This is a genomic window from Okeania sp. (genome assembly GCF_983059655.1).
The window spans coordinates 1-13014 of sequence record NZ_CEZPJD010000144.1; the positions used below are offsets into that span (position 1 = coordinate 1).

The 13014-nt window shown below is 36.4% G+C and carries 8 protein-coding genes; 5 read left to right on the forward strand and 3 right to left on the reverse strand.

What is annotated here, in order from left to right:
• Window positions 1-1689 (reverse strand): potassium channel family protein (locus tag AC3DU7_RS10690; RefSeq protein WP_488039332.1); only part of this gene is annotated, 1689 nt, incomplete at its 3' end.
• A 1152-nt stretch (window positions 1690-2841) separates the two neighbouring features.
• Between AC3DU7_RS10690 and thiL the strand changes: the two genes are divergently transcribed.
• Complete coding sequence (thiL, locus tag AC3DU7_RS10695) at window positions 2842-3867, forward strand: thiamine-phosphate kinase (RefSeq protein WP_488039333.1); 1026 nt, start codon at window positions 2842-2844, stop codon at window positions 3865-3867.
• A 58-nt stretch (window positions 3868-3925) separates the two neighbouring features.
• On the opposite strand, the gene AC3DU7_RS10700 is transcribed toward thiL, so the two are convergent.
• The gene (locus AC3DU7_RS10700; protein WP_488039334.1) at window positions 3926-4945 is read right to left on the reverse strand and encodes a type I glyceraldehyde-3-phosphate dehydrogenase; all 1020 of its coding nucleotides are present in this window, start codon (window positions 4943-4945) and stop codon (window positions 3926-3928) included.
• A gap of 1240 nt (window positions 4946-6185) precedes the next feature.
• Here AC3DU7_RS10700 and murC point away from each other — a divergent pair.
• The 4 genes from murC to AC3DU7_RS10720 all read left to right on the forward strand — a co-directional run bounded on the left by murC (window position 6186) and on the right by AC3DU7_RS10720 (window position 11506).
• Complete coding sequence (gene murC / locus AC3DU7_RS10705) at window positions 6186-7808, forward strand: UDP-N-acetylmuramate--L-alanine ligase (protein ID WP_488039335.1); 1623 nt, start codon at window positions 6186-6188, stop codon at window positions 7806-7808.
• 73 nt (window positions 7809-7881) lie between these two features.
• Window positions 7882-8853, forward strand: a complete 972-nt coding sequence (murB, locus tag AC3DU7_RS10710; RefSeq protein ID WP_488039336.1) for a UDP-N-acetylmuramate dehydrogenase — start codon at window positions 7882-7884, stop codon at window positions 8851-8853.
• 946 nt (window positions 8854-9799) lie between these two features.
• A complete protein-coding gene (locus AC3DU7_RS10715) occupies window positions 9800-10150 on the forward strand; it encodes a YbaB/EbfC family nucleoid-associated protein (protein WP_488039337.1) in 351 nt (116 codons plus the stop codon).
• An 879-nt stretch (window positions 10151-11029) separates the two neighbouring features.
• Window positions 11030-11506, forward strand: coding sequence for a low molecular weight protein-tyrosine-phosphatase (locus tag AC3DU7_RS10720; protein WP_488039338.1), 477 nt, complete (start codon window positions 11030-11032; stop codon window positions 11504-11506).
• 68 nt (window positions 11507-11574) lie between these two features.
• Here the strand turns inward: AC3DU7_RS10720 and AC3DU7_RS10725 are convergent, their stop codons facing one another.
• Window positions 11575-12249: a response regulator transcription factor gene (locus AC3DU7_RS10725; RefSeq protein WP_488039339.1), complete on the reverse strand. Its 675-nt coding sequence runs from the start codon at window positions 12247-12249 to the stop codon at window positions 11575-11577.
• Window positions 12250-13014: the final 765 nt, after the last annotated feature.

Consider the following 13014-nt stretch of genomic DNA (forward strand, 5'->3'; position numbering starts at 1 on the left):
AGCATTACTTATTAGTTGTATAGGTGTATTTCTCCAGAGCTGGTCTAGTCTATTAGCTGGCATCGTTAAGTACAAAACATCACCAGAATTCAAGGTGGCATTTAGCAATTCCCAGCCATGAATTTCTCGACCGTTGCTTTCTATATACAAAGGTACAAAATCAGCACTGCTAGCTGCTTGTTGAACAATTTTGCCACAAAAAGGATGCCCCGGTGTAATTAAGGTAGCTAACGCTACCCACAAACTATCTGCGGTAATTCCATTACCAAGAATTCTACCACCAATAGCTGCTGCTGCAAAAGCAGGGGAAGCTAATTCTGTGGGGCTAAGTACAGACTCAAACTCAAAAACCTGTTGTACCATTAGAGCTAAGTGGGGGTCTTGACTTCTCACCACAACTGGTATTTTAGGAACAAGTCCTTTGGCACTCAGAGCAATTTCTAAATTAACAATATCATTACCAGTTACAGCTAAAAGTGCTTCAGCTTTTTCAATATTGGCAACTTCTAGAGTCGTAGATAAACTTGCATCTCCCTCAATGACAGGAATTTTCATAGACCTGGCAGTATTGAGAAATCTACAGCTAGGGTTACGCTCTACCACTACTACTTCATAACCACTATTAATCAGTTGTTCGGCAATGTGTAAACCTATGCCACCAAACCCACAGATAATATAATGCTGTTTTAGTGGTATCCGGGCAGCATCCCAATACTCTTGGAAGCGAGTACCTAATACAAAATCATTCAGGAGCGCATAACAAATACCAACGATCGCCGTTCCTACAAGCATCATTATCGAAGTAAATACTTTGATACTACCTGGTGCTTGTTCGGCTATTTTTTCATTTCCCCCTGCTCCCGTAATCATCCCAACTGTAAAGTAGAGAGAATCAACAAAGCTGTTATTCAGATTTATACTGATATAAGTAATAGTGCAGAATAACACAGTTACTAACAAAGCTAAGTTGAGAATTACTGCTGATTTACTGTGTCGCTGAAATTGCCTGAGTCTGCCAAATACCTTTAATAAGTAATAAATTAAATTTTGTCTGCGAGTTCGCACCTTTGGTTTGCTAGAAATAATCAGACGATCTCCTACCCGTAACTCTCGCTCTTCTACTACTGCAGAGACTAAATCTATTGGATTTGCTACTGGTATATAGTAGATCAACATTAAAGAGCGATCATCCCACAAAGAACTCAGTTTACGACCTTTCCAAGGATGATTGTGGCCGATTAATTCTTCTCGCATTGGCCATGTCTGGTTGTATATATGTAGCTGGCCAATAGCATGATTTCCTAAAGCTGCAAAAGCAAACACTGGAGCTGCTAAAGCTGACACACTCATTGTTGTATGATCGGTTAGAGTGTGGTCTAGACGATCGCCCAAACTTGTATTAAATAGGCGATTGATAATCCGAATTTTCGGATTTAGAATTCTTGCTAACATTAAGACGGCCAAATTAACAGACTCATCTTTCCCTGCTAAAACCAGAGTATGAGCGCTTTGAATGCCTGCTGCCAATAAGGTAGATGCTGAACGAAAGTTGCCGACAATAATCTCTGTACCCTCTCCACGGAGTGGGCGATCGCTTATACCTACAACTGTTGCACCCTGCTGTCTTAATAGACGGAATATTTTGTAGCCGGTACGACCCAAGCCACAGACTATTATTCTAGGTTTCATTAGACCGGGAAGTTTATTAAAGTAATATTAAGAAGTCATCTTTTACTTTGTACTATAAACTATCATTTATTATTTATACTAAAAAAAATGTAACTTACAACACTGTTTCTTTGGTAATATTGAGCTTTAATTTTGTCACATAATCATTCTTTTTATTTTATTAATTTTGATAAATTATTCCACACAAAAATTAATATTTTTTAATTTTGAGAAATAATTCAATTTTGACTCTATTTTTAGTTAGTGTTAGTTACACGTAAACTTTTTGGGAGCCTTTCCACCCTGCCTTAAAATACTATCTCTTATGAGGAACTCCTGAAAACCTTGTGGGGAGGAAGGGAGAAGAGATAAATAATCATAGTTGATAGGAAAAACTACTTAAGTTATCAAAAAAAATATACTTTTTAATAAACTTTTTCTCTGACAAAAAGCTTGAAAATATTTTTATATAACTTGTCTTTTTTGTCAAGTTTTATGTTAAGCAAAGATGTTTATAAAGCATAGCTTAAAAGAGTAGATTGGAAGAGCAACGCGAGCAATAATTAAATATCATTTGCTACAAATCTAATATGTTTATATAACTGTGCTGTTTATTATGCTCGTCAAGTATGGCTGAAAACATAATTCGTAAAGTAGCGATGATGCTAGGTCTATAAATTAGTGGAATCAGTAGAGGTTTTTTCAATCAGCCTAAGAAAGTTCGTTTATGGACTCTTCAGAAATCCTCTAGTTTTTAGACCGGGGAAGCTTAAAAATAATTTGCTAATCCTAAATATTTAAGGATGATTAGTAAATCCTTTTAATAGTCAGGAGGTAAGCGGTGAAAATCATGACTCATTTGCCAATAACAATTACTGATGTTTTAAAGAGTAAGGTTGCAGATAATTACTGAATAAATATTTTCCATATAGCTACTAAAAATAAAGTATTTTTCGAGCAGTAATTATCTAAATATGATATAAAAACAAATAGATATCCCCAAAAATCAAAAATAAAATCAATTCTTATCCATAAATATTCAAAAATTTCTCCCTGTTCCCTATTTTCTAGAAATATCTAATAATTAATAAATTTGAAACTTTCAAAAGCAATTAGAGATGTTGGTTTGAGTTGGAAATATAACTGTTGTATATTTGTATATTATAGGTTGCCATGACTGCAGTTAAAGATATTAGTGAACAAGGACTTTTAAAAGTATTACACCGTTTTTGCCCCACAGAGGTTGTTGGAGATGATGCTGCTATTCTGCCAATTCAACCCAACAAATCATTAGTAGTCACAACTGATACACTCGTTGATGGTGTACATTTTAGCGATCGCACAACTTCTCCTAAAGATGTGGGTTGGCGTAGCGCTGCTGCAAATTTATCCGATCTCGCAGCAATGGGTGCATTCCCTACTGGTATTACGATCGCTCTCGGTCTGACTGGAGATACACCCGTTACTTGGGTTGAACAACTTTACCAAGGAATTTCTGAATGCCTCAAACCTTACAATACTCCTATAGTTGGTGGAGACATCGTGCGATCTCCTATCTGTACTATCTCTATTACTGCTTTCGGACAAGTTGAACCTTCACAGGCTATTCTTCGTTCAAACTGTCAACCCCAAAACGCGATCGTTGCTACTGGAGTACATGGAGCATCAAAGGCTGGGTTAGAATTATTGCTTCATCCAGAATTAGGTAAATTTCTCACCAAAGTAGAACGTTCTTCCTTAATATTAGCTCACCAACGTCCTCGGCCAAGGCTTGATATATTAACAACTTTATGGAATTGCTTATCTTTAAATAGTTCTGGTGGTATAGATCGGAACAAAAACTCTATCTTAGTAGGAGGAATGGACAGCAGTGATGGGCTAGCAGATGCGATCGTTCAGATGTGTCAAGCATCTCAAGTTGGAGCTAGGATCGAACGCAGTCAAATTCCGATTCCTTCTTCTTTAACTAAATTCGTCTCATCCGAACAATCATTAAAGTGGGCGCTCTATGGAGGAGAAGATTTCGAGCTAGTTTTATGCTTACCTCCAATTTGTGCCCAAGAATTAGTAAAAAAAATTGGAGTCGGTGCAGCCATAGTAGGTACAACCACAGACGACACCGACATCTTATTAATAGATAGCCAAGGAATTTACCCAAACGAGCAACTTACACTTAGCCAAGGATTTCAACATTTTTGAAAAAATTATTTATCTTGGGTTTTTAACTCAATTGCCAGAGAGTGAAAACTAAGACACACTAAGCAGACCACTTTTGTGCAACAACTTCAGCCAAGTCTACAACACGCTGACTATAACCCCATTCATTATCATACCAAGCAATAACTTTCACCATATCGCCATCCATCACCATTGTCAGACTAGCATCTACAATAGAAGATGAATCATGACCACGAAAATCACAAGAAACTAAAGGCAGATCGCAGTATTCAATGATTCCCTTCATTGGTCCATTAGCAGCTTCTTGGATAACTTCGTTAACTTGTTCAGTAAAAGTCTTTTTCTCAACTTGAGCTACAAGGTCTACAACAGAAACGTTAGGAGTAGGAACACGCATCGCGATACCATTTAACTTACCTTTCATTTCTGGAATTACCAGAGCTACTGCTTTAGCTGCACCTGTAGAAGTTGGTACAATATTTACAGCCGCTGCTCTGGCCCGCCGTACATCTCTGTGACTAGCATCCAAAATACGTTGGTCGCCAGTGTAACTATGAGTTGTAGTCATTGTACCTTTAATAATGCCAAAGTTGTCATTTATCACTTTGACCACTGGAGCTAGACAGTTGGTTGTACAACTAGCATTACTGACAATATCGTAATCATCATGCTCATAATCTTGATGGTTAACACCTACCACGAAGGTACCAACTTTTCCACCTTTACCAGGAGCAGTAATTACAACCTTTTTCGCTCCAGCCTGTAAATGCTTTGAGGCTCCTTCCTCAGTCACAAATACACCTGTAGCCTCAATTATTAGATCGACATTCCAGTCTGCCCATGGTAAATTTAAAGGGTTACGGTCAGATACACACTTAATTGTTTTACCATTAACTGTAATAGAATTTTCATCCGCACTAATATCTACACCCTTTAATGTACCCAACATTGAATCATACCTTAGTAGGTGAGCATTGGTTTTAGGGTCGGAAGTATCATTGATAGCAACAACATCAAGTTGGCTATCTGTGCGAGTTAACCAGCAACGTAAAAAATTTCGTCCAATCCGTCCAAAACCATTTATACCAACTCTAATCACTTTTTACCTCCTAATAACAGCAATAATCATGTATAATTAAAGTTTTTGACAGTTTTAGCTAGCTATCAGCTATCAGCATTTCAGCTTTCTGAGTTTGGGTTTATACCCCGGCAACTAATGCGCCTAGTGATTGAGTCGGGGTTTATACCTCCGACAAGGGCGTAAAAAAAAGTCCTAATGCTGACCGCTGACTGCTATTTAATTAAGCCAATCCCTGTGCTGCCCCACTGGGTGCTTTTTGGTAGTTTTTAGATATTGATTTCAGGCTTAAACTCTACCGTACCTTCATCTGAGATCCCTGACTTTTTCAGCAGCGATCTGAATTTTAGAAAGGAGAGCTTAAAAGAAAATTAATCTTGACCATTATCATACAGCAAAATGGTAATCTAATAATTTTTTTGTAGGTTAATTACGATCCCTGCCATTGATCGAGTCAGCTATGGCATTAAATTTAAGTTTTTATTCACAGCTTGTTGTATAAAGGAACCTATGTGGATGAAGATATAGAACTTGTCACTATTTTTGCCAAAAGTCAAAATAATAAAAGTCAAAAGTCAAAAGACAAGGAGAAAATTTTTTCTGCTCCACTAATATCCTGGGACAGTTTACAGCGGTTTTCATTTGGGTAGACCACAGCAGGGACTTATACAAAGTTCCTACAAGGTTTTGCTTGTGAAAATGTAGTTCATCAATGAGCAAAAGCGTTGTGAGTAGTAAGTAAATATAGAAGCTAATCAAAAACTTTTGTTGAATAGTTTTATAGTAAGTTATCTATAAACAAATTTTTTGGCATCGATAGCCTATGCTCGGCCGCTAACTCAATATATAGGTAATTTTTACAAAAACTTTGCTGCTCAATTTAAATAACTCAGAATTAGCGACTCATGATTTATTTAGTTAGTAATTTGCTGTCCAATCACTAATACTTGAATAGCAATCTCAATTGTGAATGATAGTTAATAATTTATTTTTTATGGTTAAGTTCCATAAATACTTATTCTTTTTTTTGTGAAAAATCCTGATGATTTATCCTTGATTAGTTTTTCGAGGTATGTCCGGAAAAAGACTGGCCAGTAGGTAAAGATTTGATAGAAAACAAACTAATTGCAAGTAATAGAGCTGATTAACTAAGCTAACCAATATTTTTGGTAAATTATTGCTAGACTCTATCTAAAAAAAAAAAATCCTGGTATGATATCGCGTGTTACGGGCGCAGTGTGGTGTATTTAAGGAGTAATTAATGTCTAAATATGTTGACTTCAGTGGTAGGCCGTTTCATTTTATTGGTATTGGAGGCATCGGAATGTCAGCTCTGGCTTACATTTTAGCCAAACGCAATTTACCAACTTATGGATCGGATCTAAAATCAAACCATATAACAAAGCGTTTGCAAGCAATAGGAACTCATATATTTTGGTGTCAAGATGCCAAAAACTTAGAATTATTTCAACAAATTTCTCAACAGAAAAATTTATCTCCGTCAAAAGACTCAAACTTAAATTTATCTCCTATAAATCTCCGTCTAAGTACAGAAGTATTAATGACGGAAAAGCACAATGGTAGGATGGAGGATAACGAAAAAAACTCTCAACTTCCACAAGTAATTTGTTCGACAGCAATTAATCAAACAAACTCTGAGTATAAAGCCGCAATTGCATTAGGATGTCCAATTTTACATCGCTCGGATCTATTAGCAGCTCTAATTCAGGATTATCAAAGTATAGCTGTGGCAGGAACCCATGGAAAGACTACAACTAGCAGTCTTATTGGATTCATGCTTCTAGAGACTGGTTTAGACCCCACTATTGTTATTGGTGGAGAAGTAGATGCTTGGGAAGGTAATGCTCGTTTAGGTAACAGTCCCTATCTAGTGGCAGAAGCAGATGAGTCAGATGGATCTTTGGTTAAATTATCTGCACACATTGGTGTGGTAACAAATATTGAATTAGACCATCCAGATCATTACGAAAGTTTAGATCAGGTAGTAGAAACTTTCAAGGTATTTAAAGAAAATTGTCAAACTTTGGTAGGTTGTATAGATTGTTCTACAGTTAAAAACTTCCTCAAGCCAACTATTAGCTATAGTCTTAACTCAGATAATAATGCAGATTATACGGTCGATTGTGTAGATTATCAATCTCATGTTACCTTGGCTCGTGTTTGGGAGCGAGGCCAAATCCTGGGAGAGTTACAGTTGGGGTTATTGGGTAAACATAACTTGAGTAATGCTTTGGCTGCTGTAGCAGTAGGGAGATTACTAGGTTTAGAATTTGCTGCTATTGCTTTGGCGATCGCTAAATTTGAAGGCGCTCATCGTCGATTTGAAAACCGCGGAGAGTGCAATGGTATTGTATTTATTGATGACTATGCTCATCATCCTAGTGAAGTTAGCGCAACTTTAGCTGCAGCTCGCTTACGAAAAAACAGTCAAAAAGTGACTACAAAATCTCGCACATCTACAACAAGTTTATCTTTTACAAAACAAAATAACTCATTGCCGATTGAAAGAGTTGTTGCAATATTCCAACCTCATCGTCATAGTCGTACTCAAGCTTTTGTTTCAGAGTTTGCTAAATCATTTAATGATGCCGATATAGTGATTGTTACTGATATCTACAGTGCAGGAGAATCACCATTGGGTGAAATTAGTGGCCAACAAGTAGCTGAAGCAATTTCTGGTTATCATCAACAGGTTTACTATCAAGAATCTTTAGAGTCAGTAAATACATTATTACATGAAGTATTAAGACCAGGAGACCTAGCAATATTTCTCAGTGCTGGCAACCTCAATAAAATTATTCCAGAGGTTATGGCATATTATCAAAAACCTCACTATCAGGTTGTATCTAGTGAAACAGCTTAATAGAGCAACATTCAGTTGAGTTAGATAACTCTTAAACACGATCTTCAAAATTACAATAATTCAACTATTAGTTATGACCATGACTCTCTCTTATCACATAGCTAGTTCAGCTAAAAGGCCACAATATAAACCTATTCCACTACTGGGAACAGATTGTGTAGTTAGGTCTAATGTTCCTTTGGCTCCTCTAACATCTTTCCGAGTGGGAGGGCCTGCTGAATGGTATGTCACACCAAAAAAATTAGATCAATTACAAGCAAGTTTTCAATTTGCTCACTCTGAAGAACTACCAATTACTTTGCTAGGAGCAGGTTCTAATATGTTAGTGAGCGATCGTGGTTTACCAGGATTAGTTATTAGTACTCGTAACCTCCGTCACATTAACTTTGAACAAGAAACAGGTCTTCTAACTGTAGGTGCTGGTGAATCATTACCACGTATTGCTTGGAAGGCGGCTAGGATGGGTTGGCAAGGTTTGGAATGGGCAGTTGGTATCCCTGGTACTGTTGGTGGTGCTGTGGTAATGAATGCTGGGGCACAAGGTAAATGTATAGCTGATATATTAGTTAATGTCCATGTTATGTTGCCTGATGGTCAGATAGAAATTCTGTCTCCTCAAGATTTAGAGTACAGCTATCGTCATTCTAGCCTACAAGGTAAGTCTATTTTGGTTGCTCAAGCTACTTTTCAGTTAAAACCTGGGGAAAATTCTGCTTTGGTTACTGCTATAACTTCTGAAAATTTTAACAAGCGAAAGACTAGCCAACCTTATCATTTACCTAGTTGTGGTAGTGTTTTTCGCAATCCTGGGCCAAAAGCTGCTGGTTGGTTAATTGAACAAACTGGGCTGAAGGGTTATCAAATAGGTATGGCCCAGGTTGCTCACCGTCATGCAAACTTTATTCTTAATTGTGGGGGAGCTACAGCTAACGATATTTTCCAATTGATATATCATGTTCAAGAACAAGTAGAAAAGCAATGGTCTTTTTTATTAAAGCCAGAAGTAAAAATGATCGGAGATTTTTCAGGAGCAGCAACTTTCTAATACCAATACACTCAACCTTTGCTTCTAGCTAGTTAAGCAATCTATTCAAGTATAAATTAGGTAACAAAATAGATGAATTAACTTTAGATACCGAGTTTTTCTGTTAATTATTCAGATTTCTCACTACAAGTAAATTATCATTAGGTTTCGATTAGTAATACTCACTAAAATTGACAGAAGTTTCAGATTCCCCACCTTCTGAATTAATTACTATATTTTAGGCAGTCTATTGTCTATCAACAGCTTTTAACTAATATTATTGCTAATTATGGTATTGGGAAATCTTGAATAAATTAGGTCTGGAAATGGCAGGTTCGTCATTTCAGTTATCAGTACTGACTACTGTTTGCACGTAAGCATTTCCTGCGGAATGCTGTGCAAACAGCTATTAGCTGTTAGCTAGCCTACTAGGTCGGAATTGTGTTAACAGCAACAAGACTCTCTTAATATAGGACTGTGTTTAAATTAACAACTAGACTTTAAGGGCAAAAAAGTCAACTTTTGTAGTAAGACAATTAATAAAGCTTTTATCCTCAATTAAAAGCAATAGCTGAAGTGCTGACTGCTGAATGCTTACGTTTGCACATAATTTCGTAGGAAAGCCATAGGCAAAAAAATACTGAAGTTTACTTTTTTCATCCCCTTGAAAGGGGAGGCTATTGACCCTATTTTTTGGTCAAATTATTAATTTAATTAGGTATTAAAAATCTATTGCAGTGTTATGATTTTCATTGTAGATATGCCATGATGTAATATATGAGTAGGTGTGCATTTTGAATGGCTCCTACTAAAGCACAAAATTTAACTAGATTTTGTATTAATATATTGAGAATCTAGAATAATTAAAATATGTGCTGCATAAATTAATTATTAGGTCTCTAATGTCTAATGATTTAATGGCAACAAACAAATACAAATTAAGACTTATCATAGAAGAGTAATCATTATGTCACAATCAGGAAAAGGCTTTGGCTTCGGGTTAGGTAAAATGAAAGAGCTAACTGAGGCTTTTAAAAAAGCTCAACAGGTTCAAGAAGGAGCTAAACAACTTCAAGAAGATCTAGATAAATTAGAGGTTGAAGGGGTAGCAGGTGGTGGTTTAGTCAAGGTTTTTTTGAGTGGAAACCAACAGCCACGGCGAGTAGAAATTTCACCTGATGCACTAGGAGAAGGAGCAGAAGTAATTTCTGAATTGGTAACAGTAGCAATGCAAGACGCTTATGATAAGTCTACTGCTACTATGCGCGAGCGTATGGAAGATTTGACAGGTGGTTTAAATATACCTGGACTTTCATAAAGTCAGAAGTCAGAAGTTGTTTTTATAAGGGGGATTTGAGCAAGCCTCCAAAAACATTTCGCCAATCAAGGCGGGGTTGCATGACCCAATTATTTTGATAATTTAAGTCTTATCTTAATAGCTAGGGCAGGTTTAAGTTAAGAAGCAATGTATCGTAGACTAATAACTAACCTGTATCCTAGTGCCGCTACGCGGAAGTCAGAAATCAGAAGTATGGATTGTAAGGCTTTTAGGATTTTTTAACTGGTCAGTTATTTCCACCATTCTGCACTAGTCTTAATTAGGGTTTGCTGAAAAAGTCTTTTTGCTCTTCGTAGTAGTCAGTAGTCAACCCACCTCTAACCCCTCCCAAGAGGGGAGGGCTGTTTCATTCTCGATAGACACGGGGACGCACCAGACACGGGGACATGGGTATGGAGGCTTTTAATCATAAATTAAAAGTTGACTTTTCACTATTTTAGTCAGAGCAAAAGGGACGCTTATTAGCTGAAAAATCGGCAAATTTTGGTAAATTTTACTGTTCCTCAATCCCCTCATCTCCCATTCTCCTTAAATCGTTAATCTACAATACTTTGAAACAGCCTTGCTCCCAGGAGGGGAAGTCAGGAGAAACGGTGGATTACGGAAGATGTAGTTGGAACAATTGTCCCATAATTTTTCCACTGTTGTCTGCCAAAATCCTTACTTTTTGAGCTATAGAGGGCAAAAAGCTGGCTCTTTTATAACACATCCAATGGCTTGATCCAATATCAGTCAATACTTTCAGATTTAATCAGCAAGCCATAATTAATGAGGTTTGATATTAGCTATAAAAAACTTTATTATTATCTTCCTTCTTCCTTTCTCCTTCTTCAAGATTACTTATTTTTAATTAACTTTATGGAATATAAATTATTATTTGTTTGTCTTGGTAATATCTGTCGTTCTCCATCAGCAGAAAATATTATGAATCATTTGATAGAAAAAGCTAATTTGAACGATAGTATAATTTGTGATTCTGCTGGTACAGGAGGTTATCATATAGGTAGTCCACCTGATTCTAGGATGACTTATGCGGCTAAGATGCGAGGAATTACTCTTAAAGGTGCAGCCCGTAAATTTAAAGTAGAAGATTTCGATAATTTTGACTTAATCTTAACAATGGATAAGGATAATTATCGGGATGTATTGCGTTTAGATACTGCCACTAAATATCAGGATAAAGTGAAATTAATTTGTGACTTTTGTAGGTATTTTGATGTGCAGGAAGTTCCCGATCCTTATTATGGTGGCCAGGATGGATTTGATTATGTCATTGAAATACTTTTAGATGCTTGTGAGGGACTATTAGACTATGTCATTAATCAAAAAAAATAGTGATAGATGAACATTAGATTAGTCTTATTTTTTTGTCAAAAATAAACTAAAACTAACTTAATTTAGAATTAATTAGTCAAGTAATTTTCCATAGTAAAACGAACTAATTCAGCTCGATTATTAGTATTAGTTTTTCTAAATAAACTACTGACATATTTTTCAATAGTTCTATGGCTTAAATGTAGTTGATCGCCAATCTGAACATTGGAAAGGCCATTAAGTAAAAGATTCAAAACTTGTTGTTCTCGCTCAGTCAAACTAATCTGAGTATTGGCGATAACTGACTGAGATACTACCTCTGAATAATATGATTTAGATGGCTTTTCTGTCTTAGAATATTGGTTAAATGTAGGTGAAGCTTGAGCAATAAGAGCAGACCGCTCCAATAAAGACCGAACTATTGCTCCTAACTCTGGTAATTCAAAAGGCTTTGGTAAGTAAATATCACACCCCAAATTATAACCTTTTACTCGTTCTTCTGTACTTGTATGAGCAGTTAAAAAAATCACAGGCAATAAACGAAAAATGGGACGTGATCGAACTTGTCGTACTAGGTCATAACCATCCATTTCTGGCATAGTAATATCAGTAATCATCAGATGTGGCCAAGATTTTTCTAATAAATCCAAGGCTTGTTGACCATTTTCAGCTTTGATTACCGAATAACCAGAAATCTCTAGGTAATCACCAACACATAAACGAGTTCCCAAATCATCATCAACTACGAGAATTGTTAAGGGCATTATTTAATGGGAATAGGGAAGTAAATTAATATTTTAGAAGCATGGAAATACCCAGAGTATTAATAGCTAATTTTTTTGCTTTTGACTACTCCCTGTGAGGTCAGTCACGGAGATTCTAAGCAGATACTACGCAACAGGACAAATCCGTGTTGCTCCGTCTATTCTTAGCTGAAATACACTCTCTGAGGATAATTTCATTGTGCCCCTACAAAGTTGGCTTAAGTTTAAGCCTAGCCTTCTGCTTACTTTCGTGATAATATTTGCAGCCCCATTACAGTCTGCATTAATCAAGCAATTATTAGCAATTCTATACAAACCACGCTGTCTTGATGCAGTCGCCCATGGGGGAAACCCCCAATACCGCGCTGTATTGCTTTATTCTTTTTCCTGACGGTTTCCAATCATTGTGTTTTTCACTATAAAGAAACAGATTGTCACCATCTAAAAACGAAGCAATACTTGTATAACTTTCCTCAGTTTCTACAAATATAATTCCATATTCAGAACAAAACTGAGCTATTCCTTCTTTGAGTCTAGCTGTAGAAATTGGTACAAATTCTGAATTCTTTTTATGACCTAATTCTATTTGATTTTTCTGACCTTTATTCCAACCAAATACAATTGTACCAATATAATTTTCGTGGGCAATGATTAATTACTATTCTAGCTGCTTTATTGATACCATCACGGATTTGGCGGTTAAGTTTTTCAGTAATGGCAGCTAGTTTACTTGACCAAAACCCAGTCGGTTGATTTTCTTTAATA